The following is a 23,910-nucleotide window of genomic DNA, read 5'->3' as shown; positions in this document are numbered from 1 at the left end:
TGAAAAGGGTTTGTCTCTTATGGTTTATTCGCATAAGATATAGATAGAATGATTTGTATCGTAAGCAGCACGAGTTTTCATTGAATCTTTGTTGCTCTATTGATATAATCAGTGCTAGTGTATATTGGCGAGACTATTAGGAGTTGAGAACATAGATGAATAAAGAAGAAAGAGCAAAAAGACAGTCCAAAATTCGTAATTTCTCTATTATTGCTCATATTGACCACGGAAAATCAACGTTAGCAGACCGTATTTTAGAGAAAACAAACGCGTTAACACAACGCGAAATGAAAGCTCAGTTGCTTGACTCTATGGATTTAGAGCGTGAGCGTGGTATTACAATCAAATTAAACGCAGTACAATTAAACTATAAAGCAAAAGATGGTGAAGAGTATATTCTTCATTTAATTGATACACCAGGACACGTCGACTTTACGTACGAAGTATCACGTAGTTTAGCGGCTTGTGAAGGCGCGATTCTTGTAGTAGATGCAGCGCAAGGTATTGAAGCGCAAACGTTAGCAAACGTATACTTAGCGCTTGATAATAATTTAGAAATTTTACCAGTTATTAATAAAATCGACTTACCAAGTGCGGATCCGGAACGTGTACGTCAAGAGGTGGAAGACGTAATTGGTTTAGATGCATCAGAAGCGGTACTTGCTTCTGCGAAAGCTGGAATTGGTATTGAAGAAATTTTAGAGCAAATTGTTGAAAAAGTACCAGCTCCGGCGGGTGATTCAGAAGAGCCGTTACAATGTATGATTTTCGACTCTTTATATGATCCGTACCGCGGTGTAATTGCTTATATCCGTGTTGTAAATGGAACAGTAAAAGTTGGCGATAAAGTACGTATGATGGCAACGGGTAAGGAATTTGAAGTAACAGAAGTAGGTGTATTTACACCGAAAACTACACAACGTGACGAGTTAACAGTAGGTGATGTAGGTTTCTTAGCAGCATCGATTAAAAATGTTGGTGACACACGCGTTGGTGATACGATTACACATGCGAAACGTCCAGCTGCAGAGCCGTTAGCAGGTTACCGTAAGTTAAACCCGATGGTATTCTGTGGTCTGTATCCAATTGACTCTGCTCGTTATAACGATTTACGTGATGCATTAGAAAAATTAGAGTTAAACGATTCTGCTCTTGAGTTTGAACCAGAAACATCTCAAGCGCTAGGATTTGGTTTCCGTTGTGGTTTCTTAGGACTTCTTCACATGGAAATCATTCAAGAACGTATTGAACGTGAATTTAAGATTGACTTAATTACAACAGCGCCAAGCGTTATTTATAAAGTTTATTTAACTAACGGTGAAGATGTTATTGTTGATAACCCATCTAATATGCCAGATCCACAGTCTATCGATCGTGTAGAAGAGCCGTTTGTGAAGGCTTCAATTATGGTTCCGAATGACTATGTTGGAGCTGTAATGGAGATTTGCCAAGGTAAACGTGGAACGTTTATTGATATGCAATATTTAGATGAAACGCGTGTTACATTAACATATGAAATCCCGTTATCAGAAATCGTATATGACTTCTTCGATCAATTGAAATCAAATACGAAAGGGTATGCATCATTTGACTACGAGTTAATTGGCTATAAACCATCTAAACTTGTGAAAATGGATATTCTTTTAAATAATGAACAAGTGGATGCTTTATCATTTATCGTACACCGTGATTCAGCGTATGACCGTGGTAAAGTAATCGTAGAGAAATTAAAAGAATTAATTCCGAGACAACAGTTCGAAGTGCCAATTCAAGCGACTATCGGAAATAAAGTTGTAGCACGTTCTACAATTAAAGCGATGCGTAAAAACGTACTTGCAAAATGTTACGGCGGTGACATTTCTCGTAAGCGTAAACTTCTTGATAAGCAAAAAGAAGGTAAAAAACGTATGAAGTCTGTTGGTTCTGTAGAAGTACCACAAGAGGCATTCATGGCTGTACTGAAAATGGATGACAACTAATATTTGAAATAAAAAAGAAGTCGTTTGTGCGGCTTCTTTTTTCTGTATAATTACTTTTTAGACATCTGAGCAGCTCTCATTTACAATAATGAGAGAGCTTTTTAGTTCATATAGAGTTAGGAGACTGTTAATGTCCGAAAATATTCGAAAAGATATTCAAGATAAAATACAAAATGGTAATTTTAATTGTGAAAAGGAATTGACGCTTTCTATTATTAGTGGAAAGTGGAAAGTTGTGATACTGTGGCATCTTGGTGTGGAAGGGCCGCATCGTTTCAGTGAATTACAACGGTTATTCCCAAGCATTTCTCATAAAGTTTTGTCGAACCAATTAAAAGAGTTAATGGAAGATGGGATTGTTGATCGGACAGTATATCCCGAAATTCCTCCTCGCGTTGAGTATTATATGACGGAACTAGGCATGTCACTTTTACCGATCGTTGAAATGATGTATGATTGGGGAAAAATGCGAATGGAACAAATTCGTAATACGTTAGAGAAGTAGAGAACCCTCCGGAGTGCGGAGGTTTTCTTTTTAGAAAGGTAGGAGTTATATTTGGTACAAGCTGCATATATTCATATTCCGTTTTGTCAGCACATTTGTCACTATTGTGATTTTAATAAAGTGTTTATTGAACGCCAACCGGTTGATCAATATTTAGATTATCTAGAGAAGGAAATAATAAATACGGTTCAAAAAGTTCCGTTTGATAGTATGAAAACGATTTTTGTGGGCGGGGGAACTCCGACAGCGTTAAATATGGAGCAGACAAAAAAATTACTCGAGATTATTAATCGTCATTTGCGTCTATTCGCCCCGAATTGTGAATTAACATTTGAAGCGAATCCAGGAGATCTACCGAAAGAGAAGTTGAATGTACTGCTAGAAGGCGGAGTGAATCGAATTAGTTTTGGTGTGCAAACGTTCCGTGATGAACTGCTTGAGAAAATTGGGCGCAAGCATACGAGGGAAGATGCATTCCTAGCGATTCGAGAAGCACAGGAAGTAGGCTTTAAAAATATTAATGTAGATATTATTTATGCTTTGCCAGGACAGACGATAGAAGATGTAAAAGAAACATTAGATATTGCTTTTACGCTTGGTGTACAACATTTCTCGGCATATTCATTAATTGTGGAACCAAAAACAGTGTTTTATAACTTAATGAACAAAGGGAAATTGCGTCTTCCGGGTGAAGACCATGAAGCGAAAATGTATGAAATAGTAATGGATGAAATGGAGAAACACGGTTATAACCAGTATGAAATTAGTAATTTCTCAAAAGGTGACAATAAAAGTAGACATAATCTCACATACTGGAATAATGAAGAGTATTATGGATTTGGAGCTGGAGCTCATAGTTATGTGAACGGGGAACGTATTCAAAATGTAGGTCCCCTGAAGCAATATTTTAATAAAATTGATGAAACAAGATTTCCGTATTTAGATGTTCACAAAGTGACGGAGAAAGAAAGAATGGAAGAAGAACTGTTCTTAGGGCTTCGAAAAACAAAAGGTGTTTCTAAAACGTCGTTCCGCAATAAATTTAATGTGGAGATGGATCAAGTTTTCGCGAAGCAGTTACAAAGCAATCAAGAGCAGGGATTGCTTGAAGAGGAAGATGGACATGTACGTTTAACGCGAAAAGGAAAATTATTAGGGAATGAAGTATTCCAATCATTTTTGATTGACTAATTAAATGTTCCATAGGTGTGAAAAATTTTCATTATTTCGTGACGTTTCCGTTGACAATTGAATGTCAATTTTGGTAAGTTATTAATAGATTTAGCACTCAAAGACAAAGAGTGCTAACAGAGGTGATGATGAGATGCTTACGGAACGTCAGCTCTTAATTTTACAAACAATTATTGATGACTTTATTGGATCAGCGCAGCCCGTTGGGTCTAGAACGTTGGCTAAAAAAGATGAAATTACATTTAGTTCAGCTACTATTCGAAATGAAATGGCGGACTTAGAAGAATTAGGTTTTATTGAAAAAACGCACAGTTCTTCTGGACGTGTTCCTTCTGAGAAAGGCTACCGATTTTATGTAGACCATCTTTTAGCGCCGCAAAACTTACCAAACGCTGAAATTGTACAAATTAAAGATTTATTTGCCGAAAGAATTTTTGAAGCGGAAAAAATTGCACAGCAATCTGCTCAAATTTTATCAGAACTTACGAATTATACGGCCATTGTTCTTGGACCGAAGTTAAGTACAAATAAACTTAAAAATGTACAAATTGTGCCGCTTGATCGTCAAACTGCAGTCGCTATTATTGTAACTGATACAGGGCATGTACAAAGTAAAACGATTACCGTTCCGGAATCTGTTGATTTATCAGATTTAGAAAAAATGGTTAATATTTTAAATGAAAAGCTATCTGGCGTACCGATGGAAGAACTTCATAATAAAATCTTTAAAGAGATTGTTACAGTTTTACGTGGGTATGTTCATAATTACGATAGTGCAATAAAAATGTTGGATGGTACATTTCAAGTTCCGTTATCGGAAAAGATATACTTTGGAGGAAAAGCAAATATGCTTTCGCAGCCAGAGTTCCATGACATTCAAAAGGTTAGATCTTTACTTACCATGATTGATAATGAAGCCGAATTTTATGACATTTTGCGTCATAAACAAGTCGGGATTCAAGTGAAAATTGGTAGGGAAAATTCTTCGACGGCTATGGAGGATTGTAGTTTAATTTCTGCAACATATTCGATCGGCGAAGAGCAACTTGGAACAATTGCTATTTTAGGTCCTACGAGAATGCAATATTCTCGTGTAATTAGTTTGTTACAGTTATTTACGAGACAATTTACTGATGGGCTTAAAAAGTAAATGAGAGTAATACATTCGCTCAAGTGATGAAATTTTCATTGCTGTGTGTAATATATAATCCTTAGGTAATCATGCTATGCATGATACCTAATACCTTTTAAGGAGGTGAATATTGTGGAAGAGCGTAACGAACAAGTGGTAGAAGAAGTAAAAGAAGCGCAAGTTGAAGAAGCTGTCACGCCAGAAAACAGTGAAGAAACTGTAGAAGAAAAAAGTGAGGCTGCTCTTTTACAAGAAAAAGTAGATGAGTTACAAGCGAAACTAACGGAAACGGAAGGTCGCACATTACGTCTACAAGCTGATTTTGAAAATTATAAGCGCCGTGTCCAAATGGATAAACAGGCTGCTGAAAAATATAGAGCACAAAGTCTAGTTTCAGACATCTTGCCAGCTCTTGATAATTTTGAAAGAGCGATGCAAGTGGAAGCGACTGATGAGCAAACGAAATCCTTGTTACAAGGTATGGAAATGGTGCATCGTCAATTGTTAGAAGCACTGAATAAAGAAGGTGTGGAAGTGATTGAAGCTGTTGGTAAACAGTTTGATCCTAATGAACACCAAGCTATTATGCAAGTGGAAGATAGTGAATTTGAATCAAACGCGGTTGTAGAAGAATTCCAAAAAGGTTATAAACTAAAAGACCGTGTGATTCGCCCATCAATGGTAAAAGTAAATCAATAATTTACATAAAACTAGGAGGATTCGCCATGAGTAAAATTATCGGTATTGACTTAGGTACAACAAACTCTTGTGTAGCTGTTATGGAAGGTGGAGAACCAAAGGTTATCCCAAATCCAGAAGGAAATCGTACAACACCTTCTGTTGTAGCTTTCAAAAATGAAGAACGTCAAGTTGGGGAAGTTGCAAAGCGCCAAGCAATTACAAACCCAAATACAATCATGTCTGTTAAACGTCATATGGGTACAGACTACAAAGTAGAAGTTGAAGGTAAAGATTATACACCTCAAGAAATTTCTGCAATCATTTTACAAAACTTAAAAGCTGCTGCTGAAGCATACTTAGGTGAAACAGTAACGAAAGCTGTTATTACAGTACCTGCATACTTCAACGATGCAGAGCGTCAAGCAACGAAAGATGCTGGTCGTATCGCTGGTTTAGAAGTTGAGCGTATCATTAACGAGCCAACAGCAGCAGCACTTGCTTACGGTTTAGAAAAACAAGATGAAGAACAAAAAATCTTAGTATATGACTTAGGTGGCGGTACATTTGACGTATCTATCCTTGAGTTAGCAGACGGCACATTCGAAGTTATTTCAACTGCTGGTGACAACCGTCTTGGTGGCGATGACTTTGACCAAGTTATCATCGATCACTTAGTAGCTGAGTTCAAAAAAGAAAATAACATTGATTTAAGCCAAGATAAAATGGCGCTTCAACGCTTGAAAGATGCAGCTGAAAAAGCGAAAAAAGATCTTTCTGGTGTAACACAAACTCAAATTTCATTACCATTCATTAGTGCTGGAGCTGCTGGTCCATTACACTTAGAATTAACGTTAACAAGAGCGAAATTCGAAGAGCTTTCAGCAGGTCTTGTTGAAAGAACATTAGAGCCAACTCGTCGTGCATTAAAAGACGCTGGTTTTGCTCCAAGCGAATTAGATAAAGTTATTCTTGTTGGTGGATCTACTCGTATCCCAGCTGTACAAGAAGCTATTAAACGTGAAACTGGTAAAGAGCCATATAAAGGTGTAAACCCTGATGAAGTTGTAGCATTAGGTGCTGCAGTTCAAGGTGGCGTACTTACTGGTGATGTAGAAGGCGTTCTATTATTAGACGTAACTCCACTTTCTTTAGGTATTGAAACTATGGGTGGCGTGTTCACGAAATTAATCGAGCGTAACACTACAATTCCAACAAGTAAGTCACAAGTATTCTCAACAGCTGCTGATAATCAACCAGCAGTAGACATTCACGTATTACAAGGTGAGCGTCCAATGTCAGCTGACAACAAAACGTTAGGTCGTTTCCAATTAACTGACCTTCCACCAGCACCACGTGGTATTCCACAAATCGAAGTAACATTCGATATTGATGCGAACGGTATCGTTAACGTACGTGCGAAAGACTTAGGAACAAGCAAAGAGCAAGCTATTACAATCCAATCTTCTTCAGGTCTTTCTGATGAAGAAGTAGAACGTATGGTACAAGAAGCGGAAGCAAATGCTGACGCTGACCAAAAACGTAAGGAAGAAGTTGAACTTCGTAACGAAGCTGACCAACTTGTATTCCAAACAGACAAAGTTGTAAAAGATTTAGAAGGTAAAGTAGATGCAGCTGAAGTTGCAAAAGCAACAGAAGCAAAAGAAGCATTACAAGCTGCAATTGAGAAAAACGAGCTTGAAGAAATTCGTGCGAAAAAAGATGCTTTACAAGAAATCGTACAACAGTTAACTGTTAAATTATACGAGCAAGCTCAAGCTGCTGCTGGTCAAGCAGAAGGTGCGCAAGGTGCACAAGACGCTGGCGCGAAGAAAGATAATGTAGTTGACGCTGAGTTTGAAGAAGTAAAAGAAGACAAGTAATTCAACTGTAAACATAATAAGTAAGATGACAAAAAGTCAAAGTCAAGCGTGCCTTGACTTTGGCTTTTTTCACGAATGAGAAGCGATGTGTGAGGATCTTAAGTTTTTCGCTTTGCATACTGTAAGTGAGGAAACTTTGTTGCAAAGCACTTTCTTTCGGTGTTAAAATTACGTTTATGTGAAAGATTCGGGGGTTGTAAATTTATGAGTAAACGAGACTATTATGAGGTCCTTGGACTTAGCAAGGGCGCTGCAACAGATGAAATTAAAAAAGCGTATCGTCGTTTGGCTAAAAAATACCATCCAGACGTAAGTAAAGAAGAAAATGCAATTGAAAAGTTTAAAGAAGTACAAGAAGCATACGAAGTGTTAAGTGATGATCAAAAGCGTGCGCAGTACGATCAATTTGGTCATGCTGGTGCAAATCAAGGATTCGGTGGATTTGGCGGCGGAGGAGACTTCGGCGGTGGCTTCGGTTTTGAAGATATATTTAGTTCTTTCTTTGGCGGTGGCGGCGGCAGACGTCGTGATCCAAATGCTCCGCGCCAAGGTGCTGACTTACAATATCAAGTCACTTTAGATTTTGAAGAAGCTATTTTTGGTAAGGAATTAAATGTGGAAATTCCAGTAGAAGATCCATGTGATACTTGTAAAGGTAGTGGAGCAAAACCAGGAACTTCAAAAGAAACATGTAAACATTGTTCAGGTTCTGGTCAAGTGAGTGTTGAACAAAACACACCATTTGGTCGTATCGTAAACCGTCAAGCTTGTGGTCATTGTTCAGGAACTGGACAAATTATTAAAGAAAAATGTACGACATGTCACGGTTCAGGTAAAGTTCGTAAACGTAAAAAAATTAATGTTAAAATTCCAGCGGGTATTGATAATGGTCAACAAATTCGTGTGTCTGGAAAAGGTGAAGCCGGCGTAAATGGCGGACCAGCAGGAGACTTATATGTTGTCGTTCATGTAAGAAATCATGAATTCTTCGAGCGTGAAGGAGATCACATTATTTGCGAAATGCCATTAACATTTGCGCAAATGGCGCTTGGTGATGAAGTGGAAGTTCCTACTGTTCATGGTAAAGTGAAGCTGAAAATTCCAGCAGGAACACAAACTGGAACTGAATTCCGCTTAAAAGGAAAAGGTGCTCCGAACGTACGTGGATACGGCCAAGGAGATCAATATGTAGTCGTTCGTGTTGTTGTACCAACGAAATTGACTTCACAGCAAAAAGATTTATTACGTGAATTTGCAGGACAAGAAGAGCAGGATGATAGTTTATTCGGAAAGCTTAAACGTGCTTTCAAAGGGGAATAATGGAAATAAAAAATGGAGTTGGTAAATTGTGAAATGGTCAGAAATTAGTATTCATACAACAGAAGAAGCAGTAGAAGCTGTCTCTCATATTTTACACGAAGCTGGTGCTAGCGGAGTTGCGATTGAGGACCCAGCGGAGTTAACGAAAGAGCGCGAGCAACAATATGGTGAAATTTATGCATTGAATCCCGATGAATATCCAGCGGAAGGTGTATTAATAAAAGCATATTTCCCGCAAACCGATTCTTTACATGAAACGATTGCAGGTGTAAAATCATCTATTGATGTGCTTCCATCTTACGACATCGAAATTGGTACTGGAAATATTACCGTTAACGAAGTCAATGAAGAAGATTGGGCTACTGCTTGGAAAAAATATTACCATCCAGTACAAATTTCTGATACATTCACAATCGTACCGACTTGGGAAGAATATACACCATCTTCTCCTGATGAAAAAATCATTGAATTAGACCCGGGTATGGCGTTTGGTACAGGAACTCATCCAACAACAACGATGTGTATACGTGCTTTAGAAAAAACAGTACAGCCAGGTGACACTATTATTGATGTAGGAACAGGTTCTGGTGTACTTAGTATTGCAGCGGCAAAATTAGGTGCGTCTTCTGTTCAAGCATATGATTTAGATCCGGTTGCGGTTGAAAGTGCAGAAATGAATGTACGTTTAAATAAAACAGATGATATCGTGTCTGTTGGACAAAATAGTCTTTTAGAAGGTATTGAAGGTCCTGTTGATTTAATCGTAGCTAACTTATTAGCAGAAATCATTCTATTATTCCCTGAAGATGCAGCAAGAGTTGTGAAATCAGGTGGATTATTTATTACATCGGGCATTATTGCTACGAAGGAAAAAGTAATTTCTGAGGCGCTAGAAAAAGCTGGATTTACAATTGAAGAAGTGTTACGAATGGAAGATTGGGTAGCAATTATTGCACGAAATGCGTAATATAGATTTTAGTCTATAATGAAAAGGGGAGTCTCTCACTATAAGGTGAGGGACTTGCCGTTTGTTATATGAAAAATGATAACGTTTCGTTCTTTTCGTAAGTGTTGACTTACGAAAGGAACGAAACTCTACTAAGGTGATTATATGCAACGTTATTTTGTAGAAGAGAAATATGTAAATGAGACAAGTATTCGCATTGTAGGTGATGACGTACATCATATCGCAAGAGTGATGCGTATGTCAGCTGGAGATCATATTTATTGCTGTGTAAACGGAAAAACAGCAGTATGTTCAATTGATGAAATTACCAGTGAATTTATTAATACGACTATTGTAGAATGGGTAGAGGCGTCAAGTGAACTTCCTGTTTTCGTGACGATTGCAAGTGGACTGCCAAAAGGAGACAAGCTAGAGTTAATTTTTCAAAAAGGAACTGAGCTTGGGGCAGCTGCATTCTTACCATTTCAAGCATCTCGCTCTATCGTAAAATGGGATGCGAAAAAAGCTGATAAAAAAGTTGAGCGTTTAAGAAAAATTGTGAAAGAAGCTGCGGAACAATCACATAGAAGTGAAATTCCAGAAGTACATGCTCCGGCATCATTTAAGCAATTGCTTTCAATGAGTGGTGAGTATGATGTTTGTCTTGTTGCTTACGAAGAGGAAGCAAAACAAGGCGAGAAATCTAATTTTGCGAAAGCTTTAACGACAATGAAACCAGGTCAAAAGCTATTGATTGTATTTGGCCCAGAAGGCGGTTTAGCTGAGGAAGAGATTACAGCGCTTCGTGAACATAAATTTGTACCATGTAGTTTAGGACCAAGAATTTTAAGAACAGAAACGGCGCCATTATACGCGTTAAGTGCTGCTTCGTATCATTTTGAATTGATGGGGTGATGATCAATGTCAACTGTTGCGTTCCATACGTTAGGTTGTAAAGTAAACCACTATGAAACAGAAGCCATTTGGCAATTGTTTAAACAAGGTGGTTATGAAAGAACAGAATATGAAAAGAAAGCTGATGTATATGTTATTAACACATGTACAGTAACGAATACTGGGGACAAAAAAAGTCGTCAAGTAATTAGACGTGCTGTGCGTCAAAATCCAGATGCAGTTATTTGTGTAACGGGATGTTACGCACAAACATCTCCAGCGGAAATTATGGCAATCCCAGGTGTGGATATTGTAGTTGGTACACAGGATCGTGAAAAGATGTTAGGTTACATCGAAGAATTTCGTAAAGAGCGTCAACCAATTAATGCTGTCCGCAATATTATGAAAACACGCGTGTATGAAGAACTTGATGTACCTTATTTCACGGATCGTACACGTGCGTCTTTAAAAATACAAGAGGGTTGCAATAACTTCTGTACATTCTGTATCATTCCTTGGGCGCGTGGTTTAATGCGTTCTCGTGATGGAAAAGAAGTTATTAAACAAGCACAACAATTAGTGGATGCAGGCTATAAAGAAATCGTATTAACGGGTATTCATACAGGTGGATACGGCGAAGACATAAAAGATTATAACTTAGCTGGATTACTTCGTGATATGGAAGCGGAAGTAGGCGGATTAAAACGTCTTCGTATTTCTTCTATTGAAGCGAGTCAAATTTCAGATGAAGTAATTGAAGTGTTAGATAAATCTGAAGTAGTTGTACGCCACTTGCATATTCCGTTGCAATCTGGTTCTAATACTGTATTAAAACGTATGCGTCGTAAATATACGATGGAGTTCTTCCAAGAGCGTTTAGATCGTTTGAAAGAAGCGTTACCAGGCCTTGCGATTACATCTGATGTAATCGTTGGTTTCCCAGGTGAAACAGAAGAAGAATTCATGGAAACATACAATTTCATTAAAGAGAACCGCTTCTCTGAGTTACATGTGTTCCCTTACTCAAAACGTACAGGAACACCTGCAGCACGCATGGAAGATCAAGTTCCTGAAGATGTGAAGAACGATCGTGTTCATCGTTTAATTGAGCTATCTAATCAATTAGCGAAAGAGTACGCATCAGGGTTTGAAGGTGAAGTGCTTGAAATCATTCCGGAAGAGCAATTTAAAGAGGGCGACCGTGAAGGGTTATATGTAGGTTATACAGATAACTACTTGAAAATTGTATTTGAAGGATCAGAAGAATTAATTGGTAAGCTAGTGAAAGTGAAAATTACGAAAGCTGGTTATCCATATAACGAAGCGCAATTTGTTCGTGTTCTTGAAGATGATGTAAAAAAAGAATCAGCTAGTGCATAAAAAGAGCGTGCAACCGGAAACGGTTTGCATGCTTTCTTTATTTGAATCGGTTAAGTACTAGAGGGCGTGGAGGCGTTTCATGCATCCCTGTATGAAAAAAGATGAAATGATAAAAATATAGTTGTCTTCATCAGTGAAGGATACTAGCTATTTGCCATAACTTTTGAAAAGGAAATGCTTCTATTCTTCTTTTATTCTGCCAAATAGTTGACCTGAAGTGATAAAATGTATTATAATCGTAAAAGACATGCTGAAGAAGTGTTTCTTTTTGCATGCTGAAGTTAGTATGTAAGTGTGATGTTTCGGAGGGAGGGAAAGAGAATGTCAAAAACAGTCGTTCGTAAAAACGAGTCTTTGGAGGATGCACTTCGCCGTTTTAAAAGATCGGTTTCTAAAACTGGTACACTTGCTGAAGCAAGAAAGCGCGAGTTTTATGAAAAACCAAGTGTAAAACGTAAGAAGAAATCTGAAGCGGCAAGAAAGCGTAAATTCTAAGAGAGGGTGTAAGTTATGAGTCTTCTCGGTCGTTTAAACGATGATATGAAACAAGCGATGAAGAATAAACAAAAAGAAAAATTAACCGTTATTCGTATGGTTAAGGCTGCTTTACAAAATGAAGGTATTAAACTGCAACATACTCTTACTGAAGAAGAGGAAATAACAGTTTTAGCTCGTGAAGTAAAACAGTATAAGGACTCCCTCCTTGAATTTAAAAAAGCTGGTCGTGAAGACCTTGTTAATAAACTGCAAAGTGAAATTCAGATTTTAAGCGCATATTTGCCAGAGCAATTAACTGAAGAAGAACTAGTTGATGTAATCAAGCAAGTTATTTCTGAAGTTGGTGCGACTTCTAAAGCAGATATGGGTAAGGTGATGACTGCTGTTATGCCGAAAGTAAAAGGTAAAACAGACGGATCACTTGTGAATAAGCTGGTTATCCAGCTATTAGCATAAAAAAACGTCTCATTTCGTATGAGACGTTTTTTTATTGTTCTTATTAAGGAGAAACGCTATATTGCTTAAAAAGCGTTTCTGTAAGTGATAGAAACCCCTCTAGTTAAAGTTTCAATTTATTATTTCCTTGTATAATTCTGATTCTACACCTGTTCTTACTTCCTTGACTAAAACTTCTTTCGCAAATAAAAGCTAAGTACCGAGCCTTCTGAAACTCAGATTGAAGTTTTATAGCGTGCTCTTCAGCATAATCCTCGAAGGTAACAAAAGAGATTCTAACTATATTAGATTTTGCATCAGTTGCATAAAATGGCCGGATATGACTGTCGATAACTTGTTTTATAGCATTCAAAATTTCTTGACCAAAGCCAATTTACTTTCGTATTTCCTCATTTATTAATTCATCTTTTAATGAACCCTAATATTTTTTGAAATTCATATAACAACCATCTATAAAATATTCTTACTTACAACGTAACATTCAGAGCGGGGAAATTTTCTTTTTTGAATTTTATCCCGCATTAACAGGCAACCCGATTGGTGAGGGTTGATTAAAGTTTCACTTTATCTCATTTGTCCAATAAATGACAACTACTTATTCTATGGTCAGTATGTCACGTCCAGAACGAATTGTAACAGGTTTTTTCAAGTTTCCAACTTCTCGCTAGGCTCAATTTCTTAATGTAACTTGTACTGATATCCTGTAGGGGCGCATATTCTTGTATTAATACTTCTATTATTAAAGGTAATATCCTCTGATCCATCATTGTCCTGACAAATATGATTTCATATAGCGACTGTTTTAATTAACATGATATGAACTCTTACAGAATATAGTTATGTTAGTGAAGTCGTTATAACACGATAGGCACTTGTGAAGAAATACATATATATATGGGATGAGGAGGGGGTCTTTCGAGATGAAGAAATTAGAACAAATGAAAAATTGGTTAACAAAACAAGTAGATCTACCAGTGGATGTATTAATGGATCTGCCTCGGATTACTCTTGTTGGGCAAATACATATTTATATAGAAAATCATCGGGGGTTATTAGTGTTTTCAGATAAAGAAGTACGATTACTTTTAAAACATGGTCAATTATTAATTAAAGGACAATCCTTTGTTATTAAAACGATTCTTCCAGAAGAGCTTTTACTCGAAGGTATAATTGAGCAAGTAACATTTTTAGAAAATGAAAAAAAAGGTGATTGAAGTGAAACTTCCATTTGTGAAGTTTTTCTTCTTTATCCTGTAAAAGTTCCGTTGATAGAGACTGATTACAGTTTTACTCTGTTTCATTTTAGTACGAGCTATTTTAATGCTTCAAATAAAAAGTCGTATACCTACTTTTAGAAAGGTAGTGAAGGTGGTAAATGAAAAATAAATGGTTTATAAAGTGGCTTGGGTATGTAAAAGTGCGAATTGAAGGTAGAGGGGCAGAACGGTTTGTTAATGAATGTGTACGGAGGAATTTATTAGTTTGGGATGTTAAGAAGATAGCTGATGAAACGTTAGTTTTTTGTATATTGTTACGCGATGTGAAAAAAATAAAACCAATTTATAGAAAAAATGAATGTAAATTATATTTTATTGGACGTTATGGTTTTCCTTTTTGGAATAAGCGTTTAATTAAAAATAGTGGATTTTTAATTGGGTTTTTAATTTTCTTTTTTGGTGTGATTGCAATGTCAAATATGGTTTGGAAAATTGAAATTACAGGAGCAAAACCTGAAACAGAATATATATTAATGAAAGAATTGGATAAAATGGGTATTAAAAAAGGGAAACTACAGTTTCAAATGCCGAATGTAGAGGATGTACAACGCCATTTGACAGATAATATTAATGCCATTACTTGGGCGGGACTAGAAGTAAGAGGAACGACGTATCATTTTAAAATTGTTGAAAAAAACGAACCGAAAAAAGAAAAGGAACAAAGGCCACAAAATTTAGTAGCAAAAAAAGAAGCGATTATTACAAAAACGTTTGTAGAAGTTGGAAAACCGGTTGTACTGAAAAATGATCATGTGGAAAAAGGGCAGATTCTCGTATCTGGAATATATGGTAATGAGGAAAGCCCGACAATTGTTTCAGCGAAAGGTATTGTGTATGGCGAAACGTGGTATACCTCTAAAGTGAATGTCCCGTTAAAGACGCAATTTCAAGTGTATACTGGTAATGTATACAATAAACATTTTCTTAAATTTGGGGATACGAAAATAAAAATATGGGGATTTCAACATGATAAGTATAAACGCTCTCGTACTGAAAGTGTAAAGCACGATGTGAAATTATTTGGTTTTACACTGCCGATTGCATATGAAAAAGATGTTGTGAGAGAAGAGGAAGAAGCGAATCGAGAATATACAGAAAAGCAAGCGTTAAAAGTAGCGAAAGAGATGGCCGAAAAAGAACTAAAGAAAAAATTGGATGAACATGCTATGATTGTAAGTGATAAGATTTTGAGTAAAGAGGTTGAGGCGGATCAACTAAAGGTCACATTGCATTATACTGTAGTTGAAAATATTGCAGAGCCACAACCAATATCTGAATCCGATATTCAAGGAGACTGAGTAATGGCAGAACAATTAGTAGAAATGAACCAACAATTGGAAAATACTAACGAAGCAATCGCTCTTTTTGGAGTCAATGATGCGCATTTAAAAGTAATTGAACGAGAACTCAATGTATCGATCGTAACTAGAGGAGAAACTGTTCATGTATCTGGGGCAGTTGAAACGGTAACACTCGTAGAAAAAATCTTACAGCAATTACTTGTTGTAATTCGTAAAAGTATATCAATTTCGGAGAGAGATGTTGCGTATGCAATTCAGCTCGCACAACAAGGGAAAATTGCTCAATTTGAAGAGTTATATGAAGAAGAAATCTTCAAGACTGCAAAAGGTAAATCCATTCGTGTAAAAACAATGGGGCAAAGACGATATATTCATGCGATGAAGAAGAATGATATTGTCTTTGGAATAGGGCCAGCAGGAACTGGAAAAACATACTTAGCTGTAGTAATGGCTGTGAGGGCTTTAAAACAAGGATATGTAAAGAAAATTATTTTAACAAGACCTGCTGTAGAAGCTGGAGAAAACTTAGGTTTTTTACCAGGGGATCTGAAAGAGAAGGTTGATCCATACTTACGTCCATTATATGATGCCTTACATGATATTCTTGGACAAGAATATACGCAGCGTATGATGGAGCGAGGAGTAATTGAAATCGCGCCACTTGCTTATATGAGGGGACGTACGCTTGATGATTCATTTGTTATTTTAGATGAGGCTCAAAATACAACGGGTGCTCAAATAAAAATGTTTTTAACGAGATTAGGTTTTAGTTCTAAAATGGTTATTACAGGGGATCCTTCACAAGTAGACTTGCCAAAAGGGGTAAAATCAGGGCTATCTATAGCCTCTAATATTTTATCTGGTGTATCAGGTCTGTCATTTATTACATTAGAACAAACAGACGTTGTGAGACATCCATTGGTGCAACGTATTATTGAGGCATATGATAAAATGGAATGATCCTATTTGTCAGGATCATTTCTTTTTGTATGATAAGGTTGGCGAACGTCATATTTTTTACTATCATGAAAGATAAGGAAAATAAACTATAGGTACTGGTGTATAAAATGTTGCCTCAAAGTATCGTTGGGTAGAAGAAATGAAAGCTATAAATAGTTTCACTTTATTTCTGGAGAGGAGAAGTATTGAAATCATGTCAAGATCTCAAGAAATTTCTAAGTGGTTTCGTAATTTACAACATTCGAAAAAACTAAGTTGGATTTCTTACGTTGTATTAGGAGCAGTGCTGTTTTTTGCGCTTATGAATAATGTAAAACCAGAGCAATTAGATGTTAACATGTATTCTATTGCGAAAAAGACAATCCATTCTCCTATAAAAATTGAAGATAAAGTTACAACGGATAAAAAGAAAAAGAAGCCGCTACAAAAGTTGAAGATCAATATACATATAAAAGTGAGTATAAACAAAATAAAGTTGATATTGTGAATGACGTCTTCGCTAAAGTGGATGAAGTGGTGCAAGAGATTAAAGCTGTTGGACCGGATGATCAAAAAAAGATTACTGATGCTGAGAAAGTGGATAAGTTAAAAAAGAAACTACCTGCTGACTTAACGAAAGAATTATCTGATTCAAACTTACTAAATTTGATTAATGCAGATTCGGGCCAATTAGTATTAGCGAAAGATGCTGCGGTCACAGCGATTAATAGTATCATGACTGAGCATATTAAAATGGACGAATTGAAAGATGCGAAAGAACGATATGTAAGTGAGATGAATAGTGTTAATGTTGATAATGGTTTAAAAGAGTCAATTAAGGCGCTAGGAAGATATGCAATTTCAGCGAACTATTTTTATGACCCGATCTTAACGAAAGAGAAGAGAAAAGCAGAGGAAGATTTAGTTCCACCTGTTTATATTCTTCAAGGACAAGTTCTTGTTAGAGAAGGTGAAACAATTTCAAGTGATGTGTATAATCAGTTGAAATTAGTTGGTTTGTTAGAAAAAGGGAATGGCTTTCAACCTTATGTTGGATTAGCGGTACTCATTAGTGTGTTACTATACTTTATGCATAAACAATTTGAATTGTTTTTAAAGAGAAAAAGAGAAGATAGACCGTATGTTTTAGCGTATATTACAATTTTGTCTATCACAATCGTCTTAATGAAAATCATTAGTTTGTTTCAAAAACTTGAATACGCAGGGATTGCATATGTTGTCCCAGTTGCGATGGGAACATTACTTGTAAAACTAATGATTGGTGATCGATTTGTCTTTTTAACGAGTATGATTTTTTCTGTATGCGGAAGTATTATGTTTAATGAAGGAGTAACGAGTACGTTAAATTATAGTGTAGGGATTTACGTATTGTTAAGTTCATTATCGGTTAGTATTTTCTTGCGAGAAAAAAATCGTCGTACAATGATCTTACAAGCTGGTATACTCGTTTCTGTATTAAATGTAGTCGTATTGGCGGCGCTCTTATTATTACGTAATGGGAATTTTTCGCCTCTTGAAATTGGTACGCAATTATTAATGGCTTCACTTTCAGGGATTATATCGTCCGTTTTGGCTATGGGGATTTTACCATATTTAGAAAGTGGACTTGGAATCGTATCAAGTATGAAGCTTATGGAACTATCAAGTCCAAATCATCCGCTTTTACGTAGAATTTTGTTAGAAGCGCCAGGGACATATCATCATAGTGTAATGGTAGCGAATCTTTCTGAGGCTGCGTGTGAAGCAGTCGGGGCAAATGGTGTATTAGCACGTGTAGGTGCATATTATCATGATGTAGGAAAAACAGTACAACCGCAATTCTTTATTGAAAACCAAATGGGAATTGAAAACCCGCATGATAAATTAGATCCTGTAACGAGTAAAGATATTATAATTGCTCACGTAACGGATGGAGTAAGAATGCTCGAAGAATATCATATTCCACAAGAAATTATTGATATCGCTGGGCAACATCACGGTACAACGTTACTGAAATATTTTTATTATAAAGCAATTAAAGAAGATAAAGAAAAATATACAGAAGAGATGTTCCGTTATCCAGGTTCAAAAGCAACTTCGAAAGAATCGGCAATTGTTGGTATTGCTGATAGTGTAGAAGCTGCGGTACGTTCTATGAATCACCCAACGCCAGAACAAATTAATAATTTAGTGCAAAGTATTATTAAAGATCGATTGCAAGACGGTCAATTTAGTGAATGTGATTTGACGTTTAAAGAACTACAAATCGTTGGGAAAACGTTGTGTGAAACGTTAAATGGTATTTTCCATTCGCGTATTACATATCCGGAACTTCCGGAAGAAAAGGAGAAAGAATGAGTTTGTTAATTGATTTTATTGATGAAACAGAAGAAGTAAAAGAAGCGTATATGAGTTTAATTCGTGAAGTGTTAGAAAAAGCAGCTCAAATGGAAAATATCGAGGATGGCGTGGAGGTATCGGTGACATTTGTAGATAATGAGCGCATTAGAGAAATTAATCGTGATTACCGAGATAAAGATCAACCTACAGATGTAATATCTTTTGCCATGGAAGAGATGGGAGAAGGAGAAATGGAGATCGTTGGTGCAGAGATGCCGCGCATGTTAGGTGATCTTATTATCTCTATTCCAAGGGCGAAAGAGCAAGCTGAAGAGTACGGACATTCTTTCGATCGTGAACTTGGATTTTTGGCGTTACATGGCTTTTTACATTTACTTGGTTATGATCACATGACGGAAGAAGATGAAAAAGAAATGTTCGGAAGACAAAAAGAAATTTTAGAAGCTTTTGGATTAGGAAGATGAAAAAAGGAAAACTTATAGATAGTTTTGGATATGCTATAGCTGGTATATTCTTTTGTTTTCGTCATGAACGAAATATGAAAATCCATTATTTAGCCGCAGTCATTGTTATATGCTGCGGCTTTTATTTCCATATTACGAAAATAGAGTGGATGATATTACTTATTGTAATAGGGATTGTAATGAGTTTAGAGATGGTAAATACGGCTGTGGAAAAAACGGTAGATTTAGCGACTGCCGATATTCATCCGTTTGCAAAAATTGCAAAGGATGTTGCGGCAGGAGCGGTTTTATTATTTACAATTATAGCTGTTATAATTGGTGCTATTATCTTTTTACCGTATATGGTATAGTTGCATTCCGAAGCTTTTATTAAGCTTTGGAAGTGCCGTAAGGGCCTTTAATGAGAGAGTGTATCTCTTCATAGCTGTGAACAGGAAGGATGCGGGAATATGAATAGTAAACAATTAATTCTAGAAGCAATCGAAGCGCGTAAACAAGCGTACGTACCATATTCTAAATTTCAAGTAGGTGCAGCATTATTAACGCGCGGTGGAAAAGTATATCGTGGGTGTAATGTTGAGAATGCATCATATGGCTTATGTAATTGTGCTGAAAGAACAGCTTTATTTAAGGCGGTTTCTGAAGGAGATAAAGAATTTGTAGCCATTGCGGTTGTAGCAGATACAAAGCGCCCAGTACCTCCTTGTGGAGCATGTCGACAAGTTATGGTAGAATTATGTAAACAGGATACGAAAGTATACTTATCAAATTTACATGGTGACGTTCAAGAGACGACAGTCGGAGAATTGTTACCAGGAGCATTTTTAGCGGAGGATTTACATGAATAGAAAAGGTTATAAATCAGGTTTTGTCTCTATTATTGGCAGACCGAATGTTGGAAAATCTACATTTTTAAATCGTATTATCGGCCAGAAAATTGCTATTATGAGTGATAAGCCACAAACGACTCGTAATAAAATTCAAGGTGTATATACAGAAAATGATGCACAAGTTATTTTCATTGATACACCAGGAATACATAAACCTAAACATAAACTAGGCGACTTCATGGTGAAGATGGCGCAAACGACATTAAAAGAAGTTGATATCGTTCTGTTTATGGTTAATGCTGTCGAAGGCTTTGGTCGTGGTGAGGAATTCATCATTGAGAAATTAAAAGAAACGAAACAACCAGTATTTTTAGTAATTAATAAAATTGACCAACTTCATCCAGAGCAATTACTAGAGTTAATTGATCAATATCGTAAACTACATGAGTTTGCAGAGATTGTACCAATTTCTGCGTTAGACGGTAATAATGTGGACGCTTTAATTGGAACAATTAAAAAGTATTTACCAGAAGGACCACAATACTATCCAGATAATCAAGTAACGGATCATCCGGAGAGATTTATTATTGCAGAGCTTATTCGTGAGAAAGTACTACATTTAACACGTGAAGAAGTACCGCATTCTGTGGCTGTTGTTATCGATGCGATTCAAAAGCGTGAGGGTGGGGCAGTTTATATAAATGCAACGATTGTTGTTGAACGTGCATCACAAAAAGGAATCATCATCGGAAAACAAGGAAAAATGTTAAAAGAAGTTGGTAAACGAGCTCGTTTTGATATTGAAGCGCTACTTGGTTCTAAAGTATTTTTAGAAGTATGGGTAAAAGTGCAAAAAGATTGGCGTAATAAAATGTCTCAGCTTCGTGACCTAGGTTTCCGCGAGGATGAGTACTAAAATAGAGTCAAGCTGTAATCAGTGGATGGTTGGTTCATCCGCTGATTATTGGTTTTTATGAACTTTGATAAATTAGGAAAAATTTTTCTCACATGAAAATGGACAAAATGGGTCAATTTAATAACAACAAAGGAAATTGGTTTATAGGCTACGCTTATTGAGAAAGGTGGATTCTTATGCTAGATTTTACCTGGAAGTTTTTCTCCAAAACAGGAAGCATTGAAACGTACTTGCTTTTGAAAGAAATGGAAAAAGACGTAAACGATGAGATGGATCAACATGAAGAGGAGCTAGCGCATCTAGACTCTCCAATTTCTTGACCCGTTTTGTTCAAACCTTGGATGGTGACGAACATGTTTCAAAAAGTTGAGGGCATCGTTATCCGTACGACAGATTACGGAGAAACGAACAAGATTGTTACAATATTCTCAAGAGAACTTGGTAAGGTAAGTGCAATGGCACGAGGAGCAAAAAAACCGAAAAGCCGATTAGCATCTGTGTCGCAATTAATGACACATGGCCATTTTCTTATTCAAATGGGATCTGGGCTTGGAACATTGCAACAAGGCGAGATTATTTCAACTATGAAAGAAATTCGCGAGGATATATTTTTAACTGCTTATGCATCATTTATTGTTGAGTTAACTGATAAAGCAACAGAAGATAAAAAACATAATCCGTACTTATTTGAAATGTTATATCAAACGTTGCATTATATGTGTGAGGGTGTTGATTCAGAAGTATTATCATTAATTTATCAAACGAAAATGCTTCCAGTATTAGGGATGCGCCCGTACTTTGATACTTGTGCGATTTGTCATCAAGAAACAGACTTTGTCGCCTTCTCCGTCAGGGAAGGCGGTTTTCTGTGCTCACGTCATGCAGAGCAAGACCCATATCGTATACCGGTAGGAGAAGCTGTTCATAAATTATTACGTCTTTTCTTCCATTTCGATTTACATAGGCTCGGAAATGTATCGGTAAAGGATAGCACAAAAAAACAAATGCGTTTAGTATTGAATACATATTATGATGAATATTGCGGAATTTATTTGAAATCAAGACGTTTTTTAGAACAACTTGATAAGTTTCAAATATAATTTTGGACCGTATACGGTCCTTTTTACATACTTTCTTTTTCGAATAGCATATTTAGTATATAATATTTAAGAGATAGTATAACTTTTTTCGTTGTGCATTAAAGGTGGTGATTATCATAGAGCTGAATAAACGGCAAGAACATATCATTCAGATTGTAAAAGATCACGGTCCTATTACAGGGGAATCAATTGCAGCACAATTGGGTCTAACACGTGCGACGCTAAGACCAGACTTAGCAATTTTAACGATGGCTGGTTATTTAGAAGCACGTCCACGCGTAGGTTATTTTTATACGGGTAAAACTGGGGGGCAGCTATTATCTGAAGCTGTTAAGAAAATTAAAGTACAAGATTATCAATCTAGACCGGTTGTAATTGATAAAAATGTTTCCGTATACGATGCAATTTGTACGATGTTTTTAGAGGACGTTGGTACATTGTTCGTTGTAGATCAGATGACTCTATTAGTTGGTGTTGTGTCTCGTAAAGATTTATTAAGAGCGAGCTTAGGAAAGCAGGATTTAACCTCTCTTCCGGTTAATATTATCATGACAAGGATGCCAAACATTGCGATGTGTCGTAGAGAGGATTCTTTATATGATATTGCGATGGAATTAATAGAAAGACAGATTGATGCAATGCCAGTTGTAAAAGATACGAAACAAGGTTTAGAAGTGATTGGGCGAATTACAAAAACAAATATTACACGTGCGTTTGTAAATTTAGTAAATAACGAATAAGTGTAATTTGTTTAAAGTGAGGTAATGTAATGGATAATAAAATCGTATATGTCGTATCTGACTCTGTAGGGGAAACGGCTGATTTGGTTGTTCGAGCAGCAATGGGGCAATTCCCGTTTGCTCCTGATATTAGACGTGTACCGTATGTAGAAGATACAGGGACATTAAAAGAAGTGATTTCGATTGCTAAGAGTAATCAAGCACTTATATGTTTTACGTTAGTTAAGCCTGATATGCGCCAGTATTTAGTAACAGAGGCTGCAAAAGAAGGGGTAGAGGCATACGATATTATTGGCCCTCTTATTGATCAAATTGAAGAAATTACGGGGCAAGTGCCGAGATATGAGCCAGGTGTTGTCCGTAGGTTAGATGAAGAATACTTTAAAAAGATTGAAGCGATTGAGTTTGCTGTGAAATATGATGACGGCAGAGATGCACGAGGTATTTTAAAAGCAGATATCGTGTTGATCGGTGTTTCGCGTACATCAAAAACACCACTTTCCCAATATTTAGCTCATAACAAACGCTTGAAAGTTGCGAATGTACCACTCGTGCCAGAAGTTGACCCACCTGAAGAACTATATCAAGTGGCAAAAGAAAAATGTTTCGGTTTGAAAATTACGCCAGATAAGTTAAATCATATTCGAAAAGAGCGATTAAAATCACTTGGATTAAGTGACGGAGCAACATATGCAAATATTAATCGTATTCAAGAAGAAATTGATCACTTTGAGGAAGTAATTAGTAAAATAAATTGCCAAGTAATCGATGTATCGAATAAAGCGATTGAAGAAACAGCAAATATTATTGTGAATGCAGTGCAAAACCAAAAAATGTTTTAGCACATTTACCAAAGGTGAATGTGCTTTTTTCGCTCGTGTGAAATATGACACCTATGGATTTTGTAATAGATTGTATTGTAATGGTTATACTTATACTCCTTTGTCTTTTAGTATATTCAAGGTGTGAGTTTGTCATCCTGAAATGTAAGATGAAAAAATAAAGGGATATGTAGCGTAGTTGAAGAAAATATATTATAATAAAAAATTGTGATAAAAACCTATATTTTACGTTTAGACTTTAATTTTTCAGAATAAACTAGGGATAGGATTTACGAAAA

23 protein-coding genes and 1 pseudogene are annotated in these 23,910 nt (G+C 36.4%); all 24 read left to right on the top strand.

All coding sequences use genetic code 11. The features are described from left to right. Positions 1-155: 155 nt before the first annotated feature. The 24 genes and pseudogenes from lepA to AXW78_RS20475 all read left to right on the top strand — a co-directional run bounded on the left by lepA (position 156) and on the right by AXW78_RS20475 (position 23,632). Positions 156-1,979, top strand: a complete 1,824-nt coding sequence (gene lepA, locus AXW78_RS20595) for an elongation factor 4 (RefSeq protein ID WP_001030949.1) — start codon at positions 156-158, stop codon at positions 1,977-1,979. A gap of 130 nt (positions 1,980-2,109) precedes the next feature. Next, positions 2,110-2,484, top strand: a complete 375-nt coding sequence (locus tag AXW78_RS20590) for a winged helix-turn-helix transcriptional regulator (protein ID WP_001293539.1) — start codon at positions 2,110-2,112, stop codon at positions 2,482-2,484. 51 nt (positions 2,485-2,535) lie between these two features. Beyond that, positions 2,536-3,675 (top strand): radical SAM family heme chaperone HemW, encoded by a 1,140-nt coding sequence (gene hemW / locus AXW78_RS20585; RefSeq protein WP_000249429.1) that lies wholly within the window; start codon positions 2,536-2,538, stop codon positions 3,673-3,675. A gap of 133 nt (positions 3,676-3,808) precedes the next feature. Next, a complete protein-coding gene (gene hrcA, locus AXW78_RS20580; protein WP_000954941.1) occupies positions 3,809-4,825 on the top strand; it encodes a heat-inducible transcriptional repressor HrcA in 1,017 nt (338 codons plus the stop codon). A 114-nt stretch (positions 4,826-4,939) separates the two neighbouring features. Then, positions 4,940-5,506, top strand: coding sequence for a nucleotide exchange factor GrpE (gene grpE / locus AXW78_RS20575; RefSeq protein WP_000392710.1), 567 nt, complete (start codon positions 4,940-4,942; stop codon positions 5,504-5,506). A gap of 26 nt (positions 5,507-5,532) precedes the next feature. Further along, positions 5,533-7,368, top strand: coding sequence for a chaperone protein DnaK (dnaK, locus tag AXW78_RS20570; protein WP_061884581.1), 1,836 nt, complete (start codon positions 5,533-5,535; stop codon positions 7,366-7,368). 204 nt (positions 7,369-7,572) lie between these two features. Continuing rightward, positions 7,573-8,688 (top strand): molecular chaperone DnaJ, encoded by a 1,116-nt coding sequence (gene dnaJ / locus AXW78_RS20565; protein ID WP_000043934.1) that lies wholly within the window; start codon positions 7,573-7,575, stop codon positions 8,686-8,688. 28 nt (positions 8,689-8,716) lie between these two features. Next, positions 8,717-9,655: a 50S ribosomal protein L11 methyltransferase gene (gene prmA / locus AXW78_RS20560; protein ID WP_000872104.1), complete on the top strand. Its 939-nt coding sequence runs from the start codon at positions 8,717-8,719 to the stop codon at positions 9,653-9,655. Between the two features lie 144 nt (positions 9,656-9,799). Then, positions 9,800-10,549 (top strand): 16S rRNA (uracil(1498)-N(3))-methyltransferase, encoded by a 750-nt coding sequence (locus tag AXW78_RS20555; RefSeq protein ID WP_001190164.1) that lies wholly within the window; start codon positions 9,800-9,802, stop codon positions 10,547-10,549. Positions 10,550-10,555: 6 nt separating this feature from the next. Next, positions 10,556-11,908, top strand: a complete 1,353-nt coding sequence (mtaB, locus tag AXW78_RS20550; RefSeq protein WP_000108683.1) for a tRNA (N(6)-L-threonylcarbamoyladenosine(37)-C(2))-methylthiotransferase MtaB — start codon at positions 10,556-10,558, stop codon at positions 11,906-11,908. Positions 11,909-12,229: 321 nt separating this feature from the next. Further along, the gene (rpsU, locus tag AXW78_RS20545) at positions 12,230-12,403 is read left to right on the top strand and encodes a 30S ribosomal protein S21 (protein ID WP_000048061.1); all 174 of its coding nucleotides are present in this window, start codon (positions 12,230-12,232) and stop codon (positions 12,401-12,403) included. Between the two features lie 15 nt (positions 12,404-12,418). Beyond that, positions 12,419-12,862, top strand: coding sequence for a GatB/YqeY domain-containing protein (locus tag AXW78_RS20540; RefSeq protein ID WP_000054562.1), 444 nt, complete (start codon positions 12,419-12,421; stop codon positions 12,860-12,862). A gap of 920 nt (positions 12,863-13,782) precedes the next feature. Beyond that, complete coding sequence (yqfC, locus tag AXW78_RS20530) at positions 13,783-14,076, top strand: sporulation protein YqfC (RefSeq protein WP_000732269.1); 294 nt, start codon at positions 13,783-13,785, stop codon at positions 14,074-14,076. A 161-nt stretch (positions 14,077-14,237) separates the two neighbouring features. Next, on the top strand, positions 14,238-15,437 hold the full coding sequence (gene yqfD, locus AXW78_RS20525) for a sporulation protein YqfD (protein WP_061884580.1): 1,200 nt from the start codon (positions 14,238-14,240) through the stop codon (positions 15,435-15,437). Between the two features lie 3 nt (positions 15,438-15,440). Beyond that, positions 15,441-16,400, top strand: coding sequence for a PhoH family protein (locus AXW78_RS20520; protein ID WP_000840521.1), 960 nt, complete (start codon positions 15,441-15,443; stop codon positions 16,398-16,400). 193 nt (positions 16,401-16,593) lie between these two features. Then, positions 16,594-18,737: pseudogene (locus tag AXW78_RS20515) on the top strand (HD family phosphohydrolase). After that, complete coding sequence (ybeY, locus tag AXW78_RS20510) at positions 18,734-19,204, top strand: rRNA maturation RNase YbeY (RefSeq protein ID WP_000054682.1); 471 nt, start codon at positions 18,734-18,736, stop codon at positions 19,202-19,204. Before AXW78_RS20515 ends, ybeY begins: the two are co-directional and overlap by 4 nt. After that, positions 19,201-19,554 (top strand): diacylglycerol kinase family protein, encoded by a 354-nt coding sequence (locus AXW78_RS20505; protein ID WP_000715462.1) that lies wholly within the window; start codon positions 19,201-19,203, stop codon positions 19,552-19,554. Before ybeY ends, AXW78_RS20505 begins: the two co-directional genes overlap by 4 nt. Positions 19,555-19,653: 99 nt before the next feature. Further along, on the top strand, positions 19,654-20,052 hold the full coding sequence (locus tag AXW78_RS20500) for a cytidine deaminase (protein WP_001086285.1): 399 nt from the start codon (positions 19,654-19,656) through the stop codon (positions 20,050-20,052). Next, a complete protein-coding gene (gene era / locus AXW78_RS20495; protein WP_001080229.1) occupies positions 20,045-20,950 on the top strand; it encodes a GTPase Era in 906 nt (301 codons plus the stop codon). Before AXW78_RS20500 ends, era begins: the two co-directional genes overlap by 8 nt. 176 nt (positions 20,951-21,126) lie before the next feature. Beyond that, positions 21,127-21,270, top strand: coding sequence for a YqzL family protein (locus tag AXW78_RS20490; RefSeq protein ID WP_000883924.1), 144 nt, complete (start codon positions 21,127-21,129; stop codon positions 21,268-21,270). A 33-nt stretch (positions 21,271-21,303) separates the two neighbouring features. Next, positions 21,304-22,050 carry a DNA repair protein RecO gene (gene recO / locus AXW78_RS20485; RefSeq protein ID WP_000487011.1) on the top strand — a complete coding sequence of 249 codons (747 nt, stop codon included), beginning with the start codon at positions 21,304-21,306 and terminating at the stop codon, positions 22,048-22,050. A 107-nt stretch (positions 22,051-22,157) separates the two neighbouring features. Further along, a complete protein-coding gene (locus AXW78_RS20480) occupies positions 22,158-22,790 on the top strand; it encodes a transcriptional regulator CcpN (protein ID WP_000583756.1) in 633 nt (210 codons plus the stop codon). A gap of 29 nt (positions 22,791-22,819) precedes the next feature. Then, on the top strand, positions 22,820-23,632 hold the full coding sequence (locus AXW78_RS20475) for a pyruvate, water dikinase regulatory protein (RefSeq protein WP_000368944.1): 813 nt from the start codon (positions 22,820-22,822) through the stop codon (positions 23,630-23,632). Positions 23,633-23,910 lie beyond the last annotated feature (278 nt).

Origin of the sequence: Bacillus thuringiensis (genome assembly GCF_001595725.1) — a bacterium.
Classification (GTDB): Bacteria; Bacillota; Bacilli; order Bacillales; family Bacillaceae_G; genus Bacillus_A; species Bacillus_A thuringiensis_K.
This window is presented reverse-complemented; position numbering and strand designations above follow the sequence as displayed.

Excerpts from the sequence above, each read along its gene's own strand:
- lepA (WP_001030949.1), top strand. The coding sequence starts at position 156 with ATGAATAAAGAAGAAAGAGCAAAAAGACAGTCCAAAATTCGTAATTTC.
- AXW78_RS20590 (WP_001293539.1), top strand. The coding sequence starts at position 2,110 with ATGTCCGAAAATATTCGAAAAGATATTCAAGATAAAATACAAAATGGT.
- hrcA (WP_000954941.1), top strand. The coding sequence starts at position 3,809 with ATGCTTACGGAACGTCAGCTCTTAATTTTACAAACAATTATTGATGAC.
- dnaK (WP_061884581.1), top strand. The coding sequence starts at position 5,533 with ATGAGTAAAATTATCGGTATTGACTTAGGTACAACAAACTCTTGTGTA.
- dnaJ (WP_000043934.1), top strand. The coding sequence starts at position 7,573 with ATGAGTAAACGAGACTATTATGAGGTCCTTGGACTTAGCAAGGGCGCT.
- AXW78_RS20555 (WP_001190164.1), top strand. The coding sequence starts at position 9,800 with ATGCAACGTTATTTTGTAGAAGAGAAATATGTAAATGAGACAAGTATT.
- mtaB (WP_000108683.1), top strand. The coding sequence starts at position 10,556 with ATGTCAACTGTTGCGTTCCATACGTTAGGTTGTAAAGTAAACCACTAT.
- rpsU (WP_000048061.1), top strand. The coding sequence starts at position 12,230 with ATGTCAAAAACAGTCGTTCGTAAAAACGAGTCTTTGGAGGATGCACTT.
- AXW78_RS20540 (WP_000054562.1), top strand. The coding sequence starts at position 12,419 with ATGAGTCTTCTCGGTCGTTTAAACGATGATATGAAACAAGCGATGAAG.
- yqfC (WP_000732269.1), top strand. The coding sequence starts at position 13,783 with ATGAAGAAATTAGAACAAATGAAAAATTGGTTAACAAAACAAGTAGAT.
- yqfD (WP_061884580.1), top strand. The coding sequence starts at position 14,238 with ATGAAAAATAAATGGTTTATAAAGTGGCTTGGGTATGTAAAAGTGCGA.
- AXW78_RS20520 (WP_000840521.1), top strand. The coding sequence starts at position 15,441 with ATGGCAGAACAATTAGTAGAAATGAACCAACAATTGGAAAATACTAAC.
- ybeY (WP_000054682.1), top strand. The coding sequence starts at position 18,734 with ATGAGTTTGTTAATTGATTTTATTGATGAAACAGAAGAAGTAAAAGAA.
- AXW78_RS20505 (WP_000715462.1), top strand. The coding sequence starts at position 19,201 with ATGAAAAAAGGAAAACTTATAGATAGTTTTGGATATGCTATAGCTGGT.
- AXW78_RS20500 (WP_001086285.1), top strand. The coding sequence starts at position 19,654 with ATGAATAGTAAACAATTAATTCTAGAAGCAATCGAAGCGCGTAAACAA.
- era (WP_001080229.1), top strand. The coding sequence starts at position 20,045 with ATGAATAGAAAAGGTTATAAATCAGGTTTTGTCTCTATTATTGGCAGA.
- AXW78_RS20490 (WP_000883924.1), top strand. The coding sequence starts at position 21,127 with ATGCTAGATTTTACCTGGAAGTTTTTCTCCAAAACAGGAAGCATTGAA.
- recO (WP_000487011.1), top strand. The coding sequence starts at position 21,304 with ATGTTTCAAAAAGTTGAGGGCATCGTTATCCGTACGACAGATTACGGA.
- AXW78_RS20475 (WP_000368944.1), top strand. The coding sequence starts at position 22,820 with ATGGATAATAAAATCGTATATGTCGTATCTGACTCTGTAGGGGAAACG.